Below are 17,842 nucleotides of genomic sequence, written 5' to 3'. Positions count from 1 at the left end.
GGGCCCCAATCATTTCAGTGAGCCTTTCAGCAACAGGTACAGGAAGAGGATGCCGCCGGTGAACTCGATGATGACGCTCAGGGCAGTGGCGAAACCGAACACGCGTTCCAGCAGCAACTGGCCACCTACCAAGGCGATGGCGCCAATCAGGACCACTATCGGCAGCAGCCAAGCATGCCGGAATCCACGGCAGAGCTGATAGCCGAGGCTGACCACCAGGAGCCCGAAGAACGTCACCGGCCCAACCAAGGCGGTGGAAATCGCCACCAGCAGCGAGCACGCGAGGAGCACCCGCATCACCACGCGCTTGTGGTCGACGCCCACGTTGATGGCCACTTCCCGGCCCAGCGCCAGCACGTCCAGCGTGTGCCGCATCCGCCACACCCCGACGCACACCAAGGCGATCAGCACCGCAGAAACACCCAGCAGGCCGGGATCCACATTGTTGAAACTGGCGAAGAACAGGTCTTGGAGGATGATAAATTCGCTGGGTTCCATCAGCCGCTGCAGCAGCGAGGAAAAGCCACGGAACAACGTCCCCAGCACGATCCCCACCAGCAAGAGCAAATGCAGCGATCGCGTGGCTCCGGTGAACATCCACCGATACAGGAACGCACTGAACCCCACCATCAGCAGGATCTCCAGCCCGAACTTGAGCGTGGACGGCGCCGTGGCCAGCGTCGCCGCACCGGCTGCGAACGCCAGCGCGGTCTGCACCAGGATGTACAGCGAATCGAAGCCCATGATGGAGGGAGTCAGGATCCGGTTGGCCGTGACAGTCTGGAACAACAGAGTGGAAACACCCACCGCCACGGCCACCAGCAGCATTGCCGAGACCTTGATGGCCCGCCGCGGCAGGATGTAGGCGATGTTGCCTTTGAGGTCGATGGTCAGGAAAACGGCAACAAGCACGACGGCGGCAATCGCCAACAGGGCGATCACCAGTCCCGGCGGGGTGCTGCGGATGGCGTCGCGCCAGTGGGCCGGCGTGAACGAGCGGGTCCGGCCGGAAACGGGATCGGAGGACGTCGTCAGGGGCGCAGGCGTCACGGGAGTTTCAGGCATTGCGTTTCCTCAAAAGCAGGAAGAGGAACAGGATGGCGCCCAGCACGGACATGACCATGCCGACCGGCACTTCGTAGGGGAACCGGATGGTCCGGCCAATGATGTCGCAGACCAGCACGAAAGCCGCCCCAAAAAGAGCGGTCCACGGAACAGCCCGGCGGAGGTTGTCGCCGAACAATAAAGAAACGATGTTCGGAACAACCAGGCCGAGGAACGGCACGGCACCCACGGTGGTGACAACCACAGCGGAGATCAGCGAGACGATCATCAGCCCCAGCCGCATGGTGCGCGCGTAGTTCAGGCCGAGGTTGGTGGTGAAGTCCTGCCCCATGCCCGCCACAGTGAAGCGATCAGCAGCAAAGAGGCCCACCAACACCAGGACAGCCACGATCCACAGCAGTTCATACCGCCCGCGGAGCACGCCGGAGAAGTCGCCGATCATCCAGTTGCTCAGGGTCTGGAGGAGATCGAAGCGGTAGGCGAAGAACGTGGTGACGGCAGCAATGATGCCGCCCAGCATGATGCCTACCAGCGGAATCAGCAGGGTGTTGCGGGCGGGGAGCCTGCGAAGAATGGCCAGGAACAGGGCTGTGCCCAGCACGGCGAACACAGAAGCCACCAGCATTTTGGTGAGAATCGGAGAGTCCGGAGCCAGCACAGTGACTACCAGGATGCCCAGGGTGGCCGACTCCACGGTGCCCACGGTGGACGGCTCCACAAAGCGGTTCCGGGCCATGAGCTGCATGATCAACCCGGCCACCGCCACTGCCATTCCGGCCAGGACCACAGCCACGGTGCGTGGTACCCGGGAGACCCAGAAGATTTCCCAGGCACCGGCGTCGTTCGCCATCAAGGCGGGCAGCGAAACGTCGCTGACGCCCACAAAAATGCTGCCCACGGCGATCACCAGCAAAACGGCGGCAGCCGCAACCAGACGGGCGGTTTCGCCAGTCCGATTGCGGCTTGCTGCTGCCGTGGGGCGCACGGCTGTAGTTGTCATGACGGGACGTCAGATAATGAGCGCTGTCAGGCGACGGAGTCGGCCACTGCTGTGACCATAGCCTGGACGTTGTTCAGGCCGTAGCCCACGATGTACCAGCCTGCGGGATCGAGGTTGACGATCTTGTTGTTCTTGGCGGCGTTGGTGGACTTCACGAGCTCGTTGTCCAGGATGGGGTTGGCGGTGGAGCCTGCGGTGCCGATCGCGGTGTCGCGGTTGATGACGTAGAGGATGTCCGGGTTGGTTTCCTTGATGTACTCGAAGGAAACGGCCTCGCCGTGGGAGCCTTCGGCCTTGACGTCGGCAGCGGTGGGGACGCCCAGGACGTCATGGATGATGCCGAAGCGTGAGCCTGCGCCGTACGCGGTAACTTCGCCGCCGGAGGTGAGGACGATCAGGCCCTTGCCGGCCGAGGCGGCCTTGGTCTTGGTGTCCGCAACGGTCTTGTCCACCTCTGCAAGCTTGGAAGCGACTTCGTCTTCCTTCTTGAAGATCTTGCCGAGCTTCTCGGTCTGGGCCTTGAAGCTCTCCATGGGCTTGGCCGCATCAACGGAGAGGTCGATCGTGGGGGCAATCTTGCTCAGTTCCTCGTAGGCGCCGGCGGTGCGGCCGGAGACAATGATGAGGTCCGGGGCTGCGGAGCTGACGGCTTCGAAGTCGGGTTCCTTGAGCGAACCCACCTTGGCGTACTTGGCATCGGAGAACTTCTTGAGAGCCTCCGGGTAGCTGGCCTCAGGAACACCCGTGGGCTCGACGCCGAGCGCGTTCATGGTGTCCAGGACGCCGAGATCGAACGTCACAACCTTGGCCGGATTCACGGGAACGTTGGACGTTGAGCCCTGGGCGTGCTCGATGGTGATGGTGCTGGCTTCTTCGGGCTGTGAAGACGCCGTTGCCCCGCCTCCACACGCCGTAACGGTCAGCAAGGCAACGCCTGCAGCCAGTGCCCCAAGGTAGCTCGACAGCCTCTTTTTCACGCCAGTACTCCACTCACTAATAAGTCATAGATGTGTTGCCTAATTGCTTTTTGACTCTATTAGTAAGGTGAGGCTAACTTCAAAACCGAAAGGCCCTCCAGCAGGTGAAAGTGAGCGAACTCACGCGTTTTTCTCCCGCTGGAGAGCCTTTGTGACTTTGGTCGGAGTGTTTAAGCTTCGGCCTGCCGGTCCTCCACGAGCTTCTGGACGGCCGCGAAGAGCGGGTGCGACGGCGTCAATTCAGTGATGCGTTCGACGGCGGCAGCCGCGTCCATTTCCGACAGCATCCTTGCGAGCTCCACAGCTTCGTCGTCGGCGCCGTCGTCAAAACGAAGGGCCGCCGACATCGCTCCAAGGAGCGCCACCGGAGTAACACCCCGCTCGGCGAGCTCTGCGGCGGGACCGATGAACCGCTCGTGCCGGCCGAGCTTCCGCAAGGGCGCACGGCCCACACGGTTCACGGTGTCCGGCAGGTGCGGGTTGGTGAAGCGGGACAGGATCTTCTGCACATACGCTTCCTGCTCGGCTTCCACGAATCCATGCTTGGCCACCAGCAGTTCCTTGGTTTCCTCCAGTACTGCGCGGACCTTCGCCGCAACAGATGGATCCGCCATGGCATCGGAGATCTTCTCAAGCCCGGCTTGGTACCCGAAGTACGCTGCCGACGCATGGCCGGTGTTGACCGTGAACAGCTTGCGTTCAATGTACGGGCCCAACTCGTCCACAAACGTGGCTCCGGGGATGGTGGGTACCTTGTCACCAAACGGTGTGCGGTCAATGACCCACTCGTAGAAGGTCTCCACCGTGACATCCAGGCCCTGGCCCGGGGCCTGGTTGGGGACAATGCGGTCCACAGCCGTGTTGGCAAAAACCGCGACGGCGTCCAAGTGGCCTGCCGAGTCGTCCCAGGCCGCCCGGATTTCCGTGTGCAGGAGGTCCGTGGCGTTAATGGCGTTCTCGCAGGCCATCACCTGCAGGGGCGGCAAGTCCGTGGGCCTGGCCGCAAGTCCGCGGGCGATCACCGGTGCCACGAACTTCAGGATGTGCGGCCCCACAGCAGTGGTGACCACCTCCGCCGTCGAGATTTCCTCCACAACAGCGGCTTCCTGCGACGCGGAATTGAAGGCACGGAAGCCGGTAACGGTCTTGACCGCCGGACTCTCGCCAACCTCGTGGACGTCGTAGCTGCTGGCCGCTGCGAGCTGGCTGATCAGCGCGTCCGCGACATCCGCGAACACCACCTCATAGCCGGCCTCGTGAAGCAGCAGCCCCACGAAGCCGCGCCCGATGTTGCCTGCCCCAAAATGGACTGCCTTCACTATGCGTTGACCTTTCCGAACAGCTCCAGGACCTCGTCAACCGTTGAGGCCTCCTCCAGTTGGGCAACCTGTGCCTTGTTGGTGAAGATCTTGGCTATGGAAGACAGGATGTGGAGGTGCTCATTGTTGAGGCCGGCGACGCCGACCACGAACTTCACTTGCTTGCCGCCCCAGTCGATGCCCTCCGGGTAGCGGATGATGGACACGGCTGAGTGGTTGATGTGTTCCTTGGCATCGTTGGTGCCGTGCGGGATCGCCAGGAAGCTGCCCATGTAGGTGGACACGGATTCCTCGCGCTCGTGCATCGCATGGACGTAGCTGACATCAACGGCGCCGCGGTCCAGCAGCAGCTTTCCGGCCTCGTCGATCGCTGCGTCACGGTCGGTTGCCGTGCCGTTCAGGACCACGCTTTCGCGGAGCAGGACACCTTTGCCTTCGGCGGGTTGACCTTCGACGGCGGCAGTATGCTGAGCGGCGTGCGCGCCGTGGCCAGCGGCTACTGTGGTGACAGCTGCCGCGGGCTGGGCGCCTGCGGCGGGGGTATCGCTGTTGCTGCTCCGCACCAGTTCAACGATTTCTTCGTACTTGGGGCTGTTCATGAAGTTGTCCACCGAGTAGTGAACGGCGCTGGCCGTCCTCGGCTGGGCGCGTTCGGTCAGGTCCTGGTGAGTGACCACCACATCGTAGCTGTCGTTGAGGTTGGCGATGGCCGAGTTGGTGACCTTGACGTCCGGGAAGCCGGCGGCCTTGATCTTGTTGCGGAGAACCGAAGCACCCATGGCGCTGGAACCCATGCCGGCGTCGCAAGCGAACACGATGTTCTGGACCGGCCGGGTGAGGACGGTGCCAGGCTGGGCGCCGCTGGGGCCTGCCTGTTCGCCGGTCAGGGCAGAGGAGACGGAGCTCTTCTTGCCCTTCATGGCTTCCATGCGGGAGGTGGCTGCGGAGAGGTCGTCGTCGCCCTTGTTCTTGGACGTGCGCAGGATGACCGACGCAATGAGGAAGGAAACGGCCGTGGCCAGGATGACCGCGAGAATCACGCCGACATAGCTGTCACGGGACGTCTGGGCCAGCACCGCGATGATGGAACCCGGCGCGGCAGGAGCAACGAGGCCGGAGTTGGTGATGGCCATGGTGGCAATGCCCGCCATGCCGCCGCCGATCGCAGCGAGGATCAGGATGGGCTTCATCAGGACGTACGGGAAGTAGATCTCGTGGATACCACCGAGGAAGTGGATGATGGCTGCGCCCGGTGCTGAGGCCTTTGCGGCGCCACGGCCGAAGAACATGTACGCCAGCAGGATGCCGAGGCCCGGGCCGGGGTTGGCTTCAAGCAGGAACAGGATGGACTTGCCCTGTTCCAGCGACTGCTGGATTCCCAGCGGAGTCAGCACGCCGTGGTTGATGGCGTTGTTGAGGAAGAGGACCTTGGCCGGCTCAATGAAGATGCTGGTCAGTGGCAGAAGTCCGTTGTTGACCAGGAATCCGACCACCGCACCGGCGCCGTCAGTGAAGCGCTGGACAACCCAGGAGAGGCCGTAGAAGCCACCCAAAGCCAACAGCGCGCCCCAGATACCAGCGGAGAAGTTGTTGACCAGCATTTCGAAACCGGGGCGGATCTTGCCGTCCCACAGGGCGTCGATCTTCTTCATGGTCCAGGCACCCAGCGGGCCCATGATCATGGCGCCGATGAACATTGGCGCATCCGTACCTGCGATGACGCCCATGGTTGCTATAGCGCCCACCACACCGCCGCGGACGTCGTAGACCATGCGGCCGCCCGTGTAGGCAATCAGGATCGGAAGGAGGAACGTGACCATGGGGCCAACGATGCCGACGTTGGGATCACCCTCGGCGTTGGTGCCGAAACCGCCCAGTTCAGCGACTGGAAACCAGCCCTTCTCGATGAACAGGGCCGTAATGAGACCCCAGGCGATGAAAGCGCCAATGTTGGGCATGATCATGCCGGACAGGAATGTTCCGAACTTCTGGACACCAACGCGCACGCTGGTGCGGGGCTTCGCAACTGTCTCTGTTGCCATGTGAATTCCTAACGTGTGTCCCGCGGCGGCGCGGGGTCAGTCGATATAGATCGAGAGAGTGCAGCCTTAGGAGCTGCTGGAAATGCGGTGAAGCCATTCAAGGAAGAGCTTCAGTTCAGAGCTGGAAAGCTGGTCCGAATGCGAGGCCTGCAGTGCCGCATTCAGGGCGATTGCCGCAACAACTACCGAGGACTTACCGGAGTCCTCCGCTGCGGCGCCACGGGCGGTTTCCGTGGAGACGGCAAAGATCATGGAATCCCGGGTCATGGTTGAGAGCTCGAGATTCCGTTCCTCCACCGGTTCAGCGATCAGCATGAGTGTGACGCCCACATTGGCCGCCAGGATGCTGCGTGCCGCTTCGCGGGGCGGCACGTTGATCTGACCGGAAATCGCGGCCTTGTTCAGCATTTCCTCCAGAAGCGCTTCAGCATCGGCCACGATTGCTGGACGACTTTCCGGCCTGATGTTGCCGAACATGACCAGATACAGATGGGGTTGGCTCAGTCCGAATTGGACGTGGTTATCCCACATCCGCCGGACGTCTTCCAAGGGCTCCCCGGATGGCGCAAAATCCCGCTCCCCCGCCACGTACTCTTCAAATCCGGCTGACACGACGGCGTCAAACAGACCTTCTTTGTCGCCAAAGTGGTGGTAGAGCGTTGGCGCCGTGACCCCGGCAAGCTTGGTGATCTGGCGCGTAGAGACCGCTGACCCCTCCGAATTCGCCAGCAACTCGGCAGCTGCGCGAAGCAACCGAATTTTAGGCGGAAGCTGGTCATCGAAACTCATAACCGCTACCCTAGCACCTATAGCGTTGCTATATGAAGTGGCTCACAAAGGAATTTTGTAGGCTAGTTTTCGAGGCTCCCGGTGCCGTCGCCGGCGGGTCTGAACCAACAAGCAGGAACAGAGGATTCAGTGCAGAATTTCCAAGGAGTAGGGGTAAGCCCTGGCCGCATCATTGGTTCCGTCCGCCAGATGCCCAAGCCGGTGAGTGAGCCGCCGTCGGGAGAGCGTTTGGCCGCGGACGTGGCCCCGGAAGACGCCGTCGCGGGTTTGAAAGCGGCTGCGCAGTCGGTCCACGACGAGCTCAAGGGACGCGCGGACACAGCGTCGGGCGATGGCAAGGCCGTCCTTGAGGCGACCGCGCTGATGGCCAAGGACACCATGCTCCTGAAGTCGGCGGCGAAGCTCATCAATGCCGGGTCTTCTGCTGAGCGGGCCATTTGGGAAGCCGGTGCGTCCGTCTCGGAGATGCTGCACAACCTCGGCGGTTACATGGCCGAGCGCGCCACCGACGTCCTGGATGTGCGTGCCCGGATCGTGGCAGAACTCCGCGGCGTCCCCGCGCCCGGTATTCCTGCTTCGGACACGCCCTTTATCCTGGTGGCCGAGGACCTCGCCCCTGCCGATACCGCAACGCTGAATCCCGCGGTGGTCCAGGCTCTGGTGACCTCCGGTGGCGGCCCGCAGTCGCACACGGCCATCATCGCCCGCTCCCTTGGCCTGCCGGCCGTGGTGGCAGCACACGGTGTGGACGACATTGCCGATGGAACCGAAATCTACGTGGACGGCGCGGCAGGTTTCGTGGCCGGTTCGCCTACAGACGAGCACCGCGCGGCTGCCACAGCGTGGGCGGAAACCTCCGCAACCCTCGCGGAATTCGACGGAAACGGCACGACGGCGGACGGCCACTTGGTGCCACTCCTGGCCAACGTCGGCGGAGCCAAGGACGCCGTGGCCGCTGCCGCTTTGGGCGCCCAGGGCGTTGGCCTGTTCCGGACCGAGTTCTGCTTCCTGGAACGTGACACCGAACCCTCCGTGGACGAGCAAGCCGCCGCTTACAAAGCCGTGTTCGACGCGTTCCCGGGCAAGAAAGTTGTGTTGCGCACCCTGGACGCCGGCGCCGACAAGCCCCTGCCCTTCCTCACGGACGCCACTGAACCCAACCCTGCACTGGGTGTCCGCGGCTACCGCACCGACTTCACCACACCGGGGGTCCTGGAGCGCCAGCTTGAGGCCATTGCCCGGGCAGCCTCGGAGTCCGAGGCTGATGTGTGGGTCATGGCCCCCATGATCTCCACGGCCGCCGAAGCCGGACGCTTCGCTTCCCTCTGCGCGGCCGCCGGGATCCAGACTCCCGGCGTCATGGTCGAAGTTCCCTCTGCCGCCCTGACCGCAGCCACCGTACTGCGCGAGGTCGGGTTCGCTTCCTTGGGCACCAACGACCTCACCCAGTACGCCATGGCCGCCGACCGCCAACTCGGCCCCCTCGCCGAACTGAACACCCCGTGGCAGCCAGCCGTGCTCCGGCTCGTGCAGCTCACCGTCGAAGGCGCCGCCCAGGAAAGCTCCGGACGGGAAGGTGACGCCAAGCCCGTGGGTGTCTGTGGTGAGGCAGCCGCGGACCCGGCCCTCGCCGTCGTCCTCACCGGGCTGGGTGTGACCACCCTGTCCATGACTGCCCGGTCGCTGGCCGCCGTCGGGACCGTCCTGAAAACCGTCACCCTCGAGCAAGCGCAGGAACTCGCACGGCTCGCTTTGTCCGCCCCGAGTGCCCTTGAAGCCCGCGACTGGGTCCGCGCCAAACTCCCCGTCCTCGAAGAACTCGGACTCTAACCTCTGTTTGTTTCTGCCAAAGGAGAAACCATGCCCGAACGCACAGCCACCATCGCCAGCCGCTCCGGCCTGCACGCCCGCCCCGCCGCCCTGTTCGCCGAGGCTGCCGGGGAACAGCCCGTGGAGGTCACCATCGCCATGCAGGGCGAACCTGCCGATGACGCGCTCGACGCCGCCAGCATCCTTTCGCTGATGACGCTGGGCGCCGCTAAGGGCGACGTCGTGGTACTGCGGGCCGAGGGGGACGGTGCCGACGCCGCGCTGGACGCACTGGTGAAGCTGCTGGAGACGGACCTGGACGCGGAGTAGCTTTCGCCGGGCTACCCCGATTCGATGGCTTGCTGCGTGTTAGACGATAGGAGTCGTCTAACACGCAGCGAGCCGTCTAAATGGCCGAGGCCTGCTAGCACGCGGCTCACGCTAGGCTTCTGCCATGGCATTGATAGCTCCCCGCGTCACCGCAGGACTCCCCGCCGACGACGCCCGGAATCTGGCGCGCTCCCTCCAAGACAGCAACGACATCACCGTGTTCGTAGACGGCACAGTCCACCGCCTGCCGGACGAGGCGAGGGACGCCGTCGTCGACCTCCTCGCGAGGCTGGGCCGCGGCGAAACCGTGACGGTCAGCAGCGTGGAGGAAATGCTCACCACCTCGCAGGCTGCCGAGCTCGCTGGGATCTCGCACACCTTTCTGCGTAATATGACCGATCGCGGCGAAATCCCCGTGGAATACCGCGGAACGCATCGTCGGATCCGGCAAGCCGCCATCATCGCTTGGTTGGAATCCCAGAAGAAGAAACAGGCCGAAGGCGCCACTGACCAGCCCGACGGAAATGACGTCATCGCCGGCCAATAGTGTCCACAGTGATAAGGATCAAGCAACGATCCCAGCCAACGGGCCAGCACCCCTTAAAGCCGGGGTTACGCTTGATCGGTGGGCAATTTCAAAGGGTGGCATATCGTGGCCGGGTTGGCCGCCATGGCCCTTGCCGCACCCTTGGGCTCTGCCATGGGATTGAACTTTGTGGCAACCTTCATGTTTGCGTGCACAGTGTTCGTGGCGGTTGCCATGTGGACGGAATCAAAAATCGCACGACGCCGGGACGCGGCTGCGGCGTCCGCCGCCCGTGAATCTTCACGCCCGGCAAGCGACCCCAACGAATCCGATGACGCCACAAGGTCCGACGACGCCACCCGGGAGTAGGCATGGGGTTCAATAGCGGTATGGCTTCGACTTCCCCCTCCGTTGTGTGGCCCGTGGTGCATGAGGAACGCCGTGCCCTGATCCGGGACCTGGAACCACTTCTGCCATCCCAATGGAGGACTCCGTCGCTGTGCCCGGGCTGGGACGTCCATGATGTCCTGGCGCACGTGATCGACAGCGCCAAGACCACGCGCCTCGGCTTCATTCGACGCATGATTGCCTCCCGGATGGATTTTGACCGCGACAATGCCGTGGGTGTTGAGCGCGAAAGGACCCCAGACCCGGGGAAGACGCTGGTCCAGTTGCAGGCCGCGCTCTCCCGGACATCCGGGCCGCCTGCAGGCTTGGGAACTCGGCTGGTTGAAGCATTCGTGCACGGCGAGGACATCCGCCGCCCGCTGGGGATCCGCCGTGACTACCCAGCAGCGCACGTCGCCACAGCCCTGCATTATCAGGTGCGGACCACCACCAAGATGGGCGGAGGCAAGGAAGTGGCACAGGGCTGGCGTCTGGTGGCCACTGACGCAGCTTTCGATCACGGGGATGGGCCAGCCGTTGAAGGGCCCGCCATTGCGCTGCTGCTGGCGGTGTCCGGAAGACCAATAGCGGAGGACGAGCTGAGTGGCCCCGGAGCTCCGGTGTTCCTGCAGCGGAACCCTTGATGGAAGCGAAGGGGAAACCGGCAGCGCTCTTATCTGCCGACGTCGAGGCCTTGGGCCTCAAGGGACGGATCCTCTGGACCGAAGGGACGCCTCCTTCCGGGCCCGCCTACATTCTGGTCCACGGCATCGGGGTCTCGCACCGATATTTGGCCCGGCTGCATACAGTCCTTGCCGCGAGCGCACCTACCTACTCCCTGGACCTACCGGGGTTTGCAGGGACTCCAAAGCCTGATCGACAGCTCTCGGTGGAGGACTACGGTGCCTTCATTGCGGAGGTCCTCGCTGCCCGCGGCATCGGTTCCTACGTTCTGGTGGGCCATTCGATGGGTGCGCAATTTGTGATCGAAGCGGCCTTGCATGCTCCGGAACGGGCCCGGCAGGTGGTGCTGATGGGGCCTGTTGTTGATTCGCGGCACAAGAACGTGAGGCGCCAGTCCGTGGCTCTTTTCCTTGACGGGATGCTCCGCGAAAGCCCGGGTTCCAATTGGATCGTCACGTCGGACTATTTCCGCTGCGGTCCGCGCTGGTACCTCACTGAACTGCCCGTGATGATGAGGTACCCCACTGAAAAGCGCTTGGCTGGCATCAAGGTCCCCGTGTTGGTCCTGAGGGGAAGCCGAGACAACGTGGCCGGCCCGGACTGGTCGCTCCGGCTTTCGAGGACGGTTGACCAGGGGCGCTTGGTGGAGATCCCCGGTGTCGGGCACGTAGCGCAACATATGCGGCCCCAAGCTGTGGCCGACGCCATCCGGAGCTTCGTTACCACCACTGCGCCTCATCGCTGAGTACCAACGCACGATGCCGCCGCCGGCATTGGCCTGCTTGTTGAGTCAGCTCCTCCCGGCTAGGCTGACGGAGCAAGGGTATTAGTAAGTTTGCTTACGAAAGGGCTGATTGTGACTGCTGCAGACTCGAATGAGGAAACCCAAGGCTTCGGTGCAACCGGTGCTACAGGGCCGTTTGATGCAACATCCGATGCCGACAGCATCCACGAGGATCCCGACATGCGCCAGGATGAGGACGATGATCCCGCGGCCTCTGCCAACCCGGATCCCCTCGACGGAAACGTCACGGGCTTGGAACCCGGCGGCGGAGTACCCCCGGGAGAAACCCCGCCCGCCGAGGGCAGCATGAGCAGCGACCAAGGACACGAAGAGTAGCTCCGGCCACGACTGAACGCCCAGGCGGGACCGGCTAAGGCAGGGTCAGGATCTTCCCGAGATCGTACGCAACCGGCTCCTCCAACTGCGAGTAGGTGCAGCTCTCAGGGGTCCTGTCCGGCCGCCACCTGCGAAACTGCGTGGTGTGGCGGAACCGCTCGCCCTCCATGTAGTCGTACGCCACTTCAATTACCAGCTCGGGACGCAACGGCACAAAGGAGAAATCCTTGCCTCCGCTCCACCGGCTTTGGGCGCCGGGCATCCTGGACCCTGCAGCCCCCTCGCCTTGACTGGCCCATTCCCCCCACGGGTGCTCGCTGAGTTCCACTTGGTACGGCTCAAGCTCAGCCACCAGGGCCTCTCGCTTGGCCATGGGGAACGATGCCACCACCCCCACATGCTGGAGTCGACCGGCGTCGTTATAAAGACCCAACAGCATGGACCCCACAACTTTCGCGGTCTTGTGCCAGCGGAAGCCAGCCACCACGCAGTCCGCGGTGCGCTCGTGCTTGGTCTTGAACATCACGCGCTTGTTGGGTAAATACATCCCGTCCAAGGGCTTGGACATCACCCCGTCCAGACCTGCGCCCTCCAACTGCACGAACCATTCCTGCGCGCGCTCCAGGGCCGTGACCGCGGGCGTGACGTACACGGGAGGCTCCGCCTTGGCCAGCGCACGCTCCAAAATGGCGCGGCGTTCGGAGAACGGCCTGCCCATGAGGTCGTCGTCGCCGAGGGCGAGGATGTCGAACGCGATCATGGACGCCGGGGTCTTCTCGGCGAGCATCCTCACCCGGCTGTCGGCCGGGTGGATCCGCTGCTGAAGCACCTCGAATTCGAGCCGATTGCCCTCGATCAGGACAATCTCGCCGTCGATCACGCATTTGTCCGGAAGGTTCTTCCGCAGCGCCTCCACCAGTTCGGGGAAGTAGCGGGTCATGGGCTTCTCATTGCGGCTCCCCAGGATGATCTCATCCCCGTCTTTGAAGACGATGGTCCGGAATCCGTCCCACTTGGGCTCGTAGTGCCCAACATCGGGGATGGTGGGGACGGACTTGGCGAGCATGGGCGAGACGGGTGGCATCACAGGCAGGTCCATAGTCAATGTCTACCTGCCGGTGCAGCGCGAAGCTAGTGTTGGGCCATGGATATCTTGCTCGCGGCGGCTGCAGTGCTCGGATTCCCGGCTCTGATGGCCGGCGTGTGGTACTGGTCATCGCGCCGGAGCAGCCAGGGCAAGGTCCGGCGTGCAGCTACCGGCGGGATGCTGGGAGTGGCGGATGAAATCTTCCGCCCGGAAACCCACCAAGCCGTGCAGATCCAGAGGATCCAGCATGAGTTGCCCGCGCCGGCACCGGCCCCGAAGCCTAAACGCTAGAACCCTCTCATCTTGGGAGGCCTACCGTCCGTTATATTAATGTGACTTTACTTTCCGGCTCATGTACCGTCGTAGGGCGACCCGTATCTCCGCTGGGCCGCTTCCGGAATGACGCCGAGCTCTGCCGCATTCCGGGATCCGCCAGACCCGCGGCAGAGGCGGGGGACCCAAAAGTTCCCGGACTTTCCAAAGTCCTTGGGGTGAAGCCGCTACGGCGGCCGGACGGCCTCGTCCGAACCCGACAGCTAACCTCGAAGGCGTTGAGAGGCAACCACCATGTCCCCAACCATGGATCAGCCGCGCCGCGCCGAGACTGAACGCGAGCGCACCAAGCCAACCGGACGCCGTCGGGCCCAACCCAGCGGATCCCCCATCAGCGTGCAGGCAGACACTGCTGCCGCACCCGGAACGACAAGCACGACGCCGGAGGCCGCCACTGCGGCCCTTCCCACCGTCGCGACACCCATCACGCGAGCGGCCGCGCGCGCGGCCGAGCGGGAGCGGGCAACCCTGGCTGTGATCGCGCCCGCCGCCCCGGCGTCGTCCGAGGCCGAGCCAGCTGCATCCGCAACAGGAGAGCCCTCCGAAGCTGCCGAGCCGGCAACCGCGGCCATTCCGGTCGTGGAGGCCGCACAGGCTGCAGCTCCGGCTTCCACCACGCCGGGGCCTCCTACCTCGGCCATTCCGATTGTTCAGGCGTCACGTTCCGAGCAGGAGGATTCCGAGCAGCCGACAACGCCTCAGCCTGCCGCGTCCCAACCTGCCACCGCCGCCATTCCTGTTGTGGGCGCCCGCCACGAGCCGGCTGCCGCACCCGTTTCACCGCGGGGCACATCCCCGGCGCAAGTTGCTGCGGCCGCCACAGCGTCGGCTTCACTGGCAAGCCGCAAGGACGTTCGAAAGCAGTCGGTCGCTCCCAGTTCTTCCAGGCCGGGAATGGGCGGATCGTCCCTTGGCCGGGAAACCCAGGCGGTCCTGCGTAAAGCTGCGTCTGTCAAGCACATGAGCCAGCGCATGGCCGTGGTGGCTGGCGCCCTCGGCCTGGTCCTGACAGCCGGGACCTTGGGGCAGGCCCTCGAGCTGCCGTTCTTCGGCCAGGAGACGCCTTCCCAGGAAGCCAACGCCGCCGATCGAAATTCGGGCACAGCGGCACCCGCACCCAGCGCCTCCTACTCGACGGCCTCGTCACCCTCCGCGTCAGCTGCAGCGACGTCGGCAGCCGGCCAGCCGGCCACGATTCCGGAGGCGCCCGCACCTGTGTCGCCGTCGTCCGTTCCCACCCCGAAAGTCTCCTTGGCCGACCCCGTCTGGGTCCCGTCCGCAGTGCCGTCAACCATCGCCGCGGCACCCAGCACCGCCAGCCCGGTCCCCACCCAGCCTGCGCCTGCACCCAGTGAGGTGCCGTCGGACACGATCACCACGCCACCCACGACGCCGACGCCCACAACCACGCCGACGGTCACGCCCACTCCCACTCCTACCCCCACCCCGACGGGGACTCCCACACAGACCACCAAACCCAAGCCCACGGGCAAGCCCAGCGCGGCCACCGCGCCGCAGCCCACCGAGACGGCACTCGAAGAGATCCTTAACGCGGCAAAGGACGCCCTCAAATGAGCACGCGCTTGCCGCGCACCACCACGCACGTGGGATGGCACAGCCGGTACTGCAGCAGCAGCCGGACGGCCACGTTCCGACGCCGATTGGGCCGTTGGAGCTGCCAGCGGCTGAGGCGTTCCTAAAGCAAGACCCTGCGAAAAGGGCAGGCACCCCCAGGGTGCCTGCCTTTTCTTCTTTCCAATCTAGATCCGTGGCCGGCCTGCCCAGCGGCGGGCCTTCAAGGCAGCGTGCAGTTCGAGGCGGATCGCTCCGCTCAACGGGTCAGCGCCGATGAGTTGTCGGATCCGGCCGAGCCGGTTGTAGATGCTGCTCCTGTGGAGGTGGAGTTTGGCCGCGACGTCCTGGACGGAACCATCACTGTCATAGAGGAGTTCCAGGACGGGCAGGAGTTCGCCGTTCTTGTCCTGGTCCTCCAGCGTTCGGAAGTGCACGGAACCGGTGTCATCCCAGCCTCCGGGTGCCAGCAGGCGGTCGAAGAGCTGATAGACGCCTACGGCCCGGCTGTCCACGAGCTCGCCGAGGGGTCGATCGACCGCGGCAGCCTGCGCCGCAACTTTGGACTGCCGGTACGCTCCTGAGAGCTGCCGGATCACGTGGAACGGCTCGCTGATGCCCAGGATCACCCGGTCCACTTTGCGGCCCGCGCGTTTGGCGAGTTCCAGTTGATAGTGGACCAGCACCTGGGCGTGGTCTGCCCGGCCACCGGACTCGCGAAACAGGACCACCGAATGCGTCTCCGTTCCGGCGCTGAACAACGCAGCGTTGACGCCGATGGTGGACTGCAGCGCGGCTGAACGGTGGGTCAGGGTTGCGGCAAGGGGATCGACGTCGGACCTCGCACCTTCCGCGTCCAGGATGGTCACCAGTTGCCATGGACCCCGGCCTTGGATTTCCTTCCACCCGGCCACGGCCGCCACGGCATTCGATTCGCCGCTGCAGGCCGAGAGGAACTCCTGCTCACGCCTGCGCCGGAACTCCGATTCTGCGGTGTTGGAATCAAGGAGCAACCCCGCCAACAGGTCCAGCTCGTCACGCACGCCGGGCAACTCGGCGAGTATCGCCGTCGCACTTTGCTCTTCAACGTCCAACTGGACCCACAAGTAGCCCACGCGGAAGCCGCGCACCAGGAGCGGCACGCAGACGCGGCCCAACATGCCGAGTTCCTCATTGGCGGGAACGACGACGGGACGCACCGCCGTGGCGATGCCGTGGGACAGTTGCCACACACTGACGTCGCTGGGGACACGCTTGCTGAGGAGAAAGTTCACGCGGACGCGGTCGGCGTGCGACTGGTTGGAGCTGTAGGCGAGGAGGACGCCGTCGAGGTCTTCCAGGGACAGTCCGCGGCTCAGCTTCAACGCCACGCGTTCAACGATCTGTTCCACGTCCTGCTGCATCAGGAAAGCGTACCAACAGCAGGCGACACCTGACGCTCCATCACTCGACAAATGTCGAGCCTTTGTGAGGAAGATCGTTGAATTTCCGGGGCTTTTCCATCTGCTCGCGGTCAAATGCATGTCGCCTGCCTCACAGCCGGATCTATTCTGGAATCACAGCCCGCAACACATTTTCGGCCGAAGAGGCCGCTAACGATGGAGCCCACAGATGATCATCGGCGTCCCCAAAGAAATCAAGAACAACGAATTCCGCGTAGCCATCACGGCCGCAGGTGTCCACGAGTTCCGCACCCACGGACATACCGTTCTGGTTGAGCGCGGCGCAGGCCTCGGCTCGGGCATCACCGACGAGGAATACTCGATCGCCGGCGCCGAAATCGTCAACGACGCTGACGACGTCTGGGGCCGTGCGGACATGGTCATGAAGGTCAAGGAACCCATCGCGGCCGAGTACCACCGCTTCCGCAAGGGCCTCATCCTCTTCACCTACCTGCACCTTGCCGCAGAGCCCGAGCTCACCGCCGAGCTCATCAACTCCGGCGTCACGGCCATCGCCTACGAAACCGTGCAGGAAGGCCGCACCCTACCGCTGCTCGCCCCCATGTCCGAGGTCGCAGGCCGCCTCTCGGTCGTGGTCGGCGCTTCCTCGCTGATGGCTCCCGCCGGCGGCAAGGGCGTCCTCCTGGGCGGCGTACCGGGTGTCCGCCCGGCCAAGGTTGTTGTCCTCGGCGCCGGCGTTGCAGGAACCAACGCAGCTGCCATGGCGCTGGGCCTCGGTGCTGATGTCACCATCATGGACATCAACATCAACAGGCTGCGTGAACTCGACGCCCTCTACCAGGGCCGCCTGAAGACCGTTGCCTCCAACGCCTACGAGATCGAGAAGTCAGTCATCGACGCAGATCTCGTGATCGGCTCCGTCCTGATCCCGGGCGCCAAGGCTCCCAAGTTGGTCACCAACGAGCTCGTTGCCCGCATGAAGCCGGGCTCGGTCCTGGTGGACATCGCTGTTGACCAGGGCGGCTGCTTCGAGGACACGCACCCCACCACCCACCAGGAACCGACGTACAAGGTCCACAACTCGATCTTCTACTGCGTTGCCAACATGCCTGGCGCTGTTCCGAACACCTCCACATACGCACTGACCAACGTCACCCTGCGCTACGCCGTGGCATTGGCCAACCTGGGCGTCAAGGCCGCCTTCGACCGCGATCCCGCGCTGGCTGCCGGCCTCAACATCGCCGCAGGCCACGTGGCACACCACTCCGTTTCCGAGGCGCACAACCTGCCCCTCGTCACCGACTGGCACAGCCTGGTTTCCGCTTAGGACCCCACGCCCGCCGTCGTGGTTTAACCCGCGCCGAGGTGACACTTAATGCCAATGTTTCTGACGAACATT

General features: G+C 64.1%; 18 protein-coding genes and 1 riboswitch. Of the genes, 10 read left to right on the top strand and 8 right to left on the bottom strand.

Features of this window, described 5'->3' with window-relative positions; genetic code table 11:
- Positions 1 to 9 precede the first annotated feature (9 nt).
- From AB4Y77_RS16155 to AB4Y77_RS16130, 6 genes are all read right to left on the bottom strand, one after another.
- On the bottom strand, positions 10 to 1,065 hold the full coding sequence (locus AB4Y77_RS16155; RefSeq protein ID WP_442014610.1) for an iron chelate uptake ABC transporter family permease subunit: 1,056 nt from the start codon (positions 1,063 to 1,065) through the stop codon (positions 10 to 12).
- Entirely contained in the window at positions 1,058 to 2,065 is a 1,008-nt protein-coding gene (locus AB4Y77_RS16150) for an ABC transporter permease (RefSeq protein ID WP_442014609.1), read from the bottom strand. Before AB4Y77_RS16150 ends, AB4Y77_RS16155 begins: the two co-directional genes overlap by 8 nt.
- 26 nt (positions 2,066 to 2,091) lie before the next feature.
- Entirely contained in the window at positions 2,092 to 3,042 is a 951-nt protein-coding gene (locus AB4Y77_RS16145; protein ID WP_442014608.1) for a siderophore ABC transporter substrate-binding protein, read from the bottom strand.
- 170 nt (positions 3,043 to 3,212) lie between these two features.
- Positions 3,213 to 4,361: a mannitol-1-phosphate 5-dehydrogenase gene (locus tag AB4Y77_RS16140; RefSeq protein ID WP_442014607.1), complete on the bottom strand. Its 1,149-nt coding sequence runs from the start codon at positions 4,359 to 4,361 to the stop codon at positions 3,213 to 3,215.
- A complete protein-coding gene (locus AB4Y77_RS16135) occupies positions 4,361 to 6,403 on the bottom strand; it encodes a PTS mannitol transporter subunit IICBA (RefSeq protein ID WP_442014606.1) in 2,043 nt (680 codons plus the stop codon). Before AB4Y77_RS16135 ends, AB4Y77_RS16140 begins: the two co-directional genes overlap by 1 nt.
- A gap of 66 nt (positions 6,404 to 6,469) precedes the next feature.
- Complete coding sequence (locus tag AB4Y77_RS16130) at positions 6,470 to 7,192, bottom strand: TetR/AcrR family transcriptional regulator (RefSeq protein ID WP_442014605.1); 723 nt, start codon at positions 7,190 to 7,192, stop codon at positions 6,470 to 6,472.
- 129 nt (positions 7,193 to 7,321) lie between these two features.
- On the opposite strand from AB4Y77_RS16130, the gene ptsP reads away from it, so the two are divergent.
- The 7 genes from ptsP to AB4Y77_RS16095 all read left to right on the top strand — a co-directional run bounded on the left by ptsP (position 7,322) and on the right by AB4Y77_RS16095 (position 12,048).
- Entirely contained in the window at positions 7,322 to 9,022 is a 1,701-nt protein-coding gene (gene ptsP / locus AB4Y77_RS16125) for a phosphoenolpyruvate--protein phosphotransferase (RefSeq protein WP_442014604.1), read from the top strand.
- Between the two features lie 30 nt (positions 9,023 to 9,052).
- Positions 9,053 to 9,331: an HPr family phosphocarrier protein gene (locus AB4Y77_RS16120; protein WP_089596564.1), complete on the top strand. Its 279-nt coding sequence runs from the start codon at positions 9,053 to 9,055 to the stop codon at positions 9,329 to 9,331.
- Between the two features lie 124 nt (positions 9,332 to 9,455).
- On the top strand, positions 9,456 to 9,878 hold the full coding sequence (locus AB4Y77_RS16115; protein ID WP_311211996.1) for a helix-turn-helix domain-containing protein: 423 nt from the start codon (positions 9,456 to 9,458) through the stop codon (positions 9,876 to 9,878).
- Between the two features lie 78 nt (positions 9,879 to 9,956).
- A complete protein-coding gene (locus AB4Y77_RS16110) occupies positions 9,957 to 10,226 on the top strand; it encodes a hypothetical protein (protein WP_311211995.1) in 270 nt (89 codons plus the stop codon).
- A 2-nt stretch (positions 10,227 to 10,228) separates the two neighbouring features.
- Entirely contained in the window at positions 10,229 to 10,888 is a 660-nt protein-coding gene (locus tag AB4Y77_RS16105; RefSeq protein ID WP_311211994.1) for a maleylpyruvate isomerase family mycothiol-dependent enzyme, read from the top strand.
- Positions 10,888 to 11,673, top strand: coding sequence for an alpha/beta fold hydrolase (locus AB4Y77_RS16100; RefSeq protein ID WP_311211993.1), 786 nt, complete (start codon positions 10,888 to 10,890; stop codon positions 11,671 to 11,673). The genes AB4Y77_RS16105 and AB4Y77_RS16100 overlap by 1 nt, the downstream gene beginning before the upstream one ends.
- 111 nt (positions 11,674 to 11,784) lie before the next feature.
- Positions 11,785 to 12,048 (top strand): DUF6480 family protein, encoded by a 264-nt coding sequence (locus AB4Y77_RS16095; protein ID WP_442014603.1) that lies wholly within the window; start codon positions 11,785 to 11,787, stop codon positions 12,046 to 12,048.
- Between the two features lie 34 nt (positions 12,049 to 12,082).
- Here the strand turns inward: AB4Y77_RS16095 and AB4Y77_RS16090 are convergent, their stop codons facing one another.
- The gene (locus AB4Y77_RS16090; RefSeq protein ID WP_442014602.1) at positions 12,083 to 13,147 is read right to left on the bottom strand and encodes an ATP-dependent DNA ligase; all 1,065 of its coding nucleotides are present in this window, start codon (positions 13,145 to 13,147) and stop codon (positions 12,083 to 12,085) included.
- A 45-nt stretch (positions 13,148 to 13,192) separates the two neighbouring features.
- Here AB4Y77_RS16090 and AB4Y77_RS16085 point away from each other — a divergent pair, with 45 nt between their 5' ends.
- Together AB4Y77_RS16085 and AB4Y77_RS16080 are read left to right on the top strand one after the other, a co-directional pair.
- Positions 13,193 to 13,426 (top strand): hypothetical protein, encoded by a 234-nt coding sequence (locus tag AB4Y77_RS16085; RefSeq protein ID WP_442014601.1) that lies wholly within the window; start codon positions 13,193 to 13,195, stop codon positions 13,424 to 13,426.
- A 129-nt stretch (positions 13,427 to 13,555) separates the two neighbouring features.
- A riboswitch (cyclic di-AMP (ydaO/yuaA leader) is annotated at positions 13,556 to 13,700 on the top strand.
- Positions 13,701 to 13,702: 2 nt separating this feature from the next.
- Positions 13,703 to 15,043 carry a hypothetical protein gene (locus AB4Y77_RS16080; protein ID WP_442014600.1) on the top strand — a complete coding sequence of 447 codons (1,341 nt, stop codon included), beginning with the start codon at positions 13,703 to 13,705 and terminating at the stop codon, positions 15,041 to 15,043.
- 185 nt (positions 15,044 to 15,228) lie between these two features.
- Here AB4Y77_RS16080 and AB4Y77_RS16075 read toward each other — a convergent pair whose 3' ends face one another.
- The gene (locus tag AB4Y77_RS16075) at positions 15,229 to 16,446 is read right to left on the bottom strand and encodes a PucR family transcriptional regulator (protein WP_442014659.1); all 1,218 of its coding nucleotides are present in this window, start codon (positions 16,444 to 16,446) and stop codon (positions 15,229 to 15,231) included.
- Positions 16,447 to 16,651: 205 nt separating this feature from the next.
- Here AB4Y77_RS16075 and ald point away from each other — a divergent pair, with 205 nt between their 5' ends.
- The gene (ald, locus tag AB4Y77_RS16070) at positions 16,652 to 17,770 is read left to right on the top strand and encodes an alanine dehydrogenase (protein WP_089596571.1); all 1,119 of its coding nucleotides are present in this window, start codon (positions 16,652 to 16,654) and stop codon (positions 17,768 to 17,770) included.
- Positions 17,771 to 17,842: the final 72 nt, after the last annotated feature.

The organism is Paenarthrobacter sp. YAF11_1 (assembly GCF_052113445.1).
GTDB lineage: Bacteria > Actinomycetota > Actinomycetes > Actinomycetales > Micrococcaceae > Arthrobacter.
This window is presented reverse-complemented; position numbering and strand designations above follow the sequence as displayed.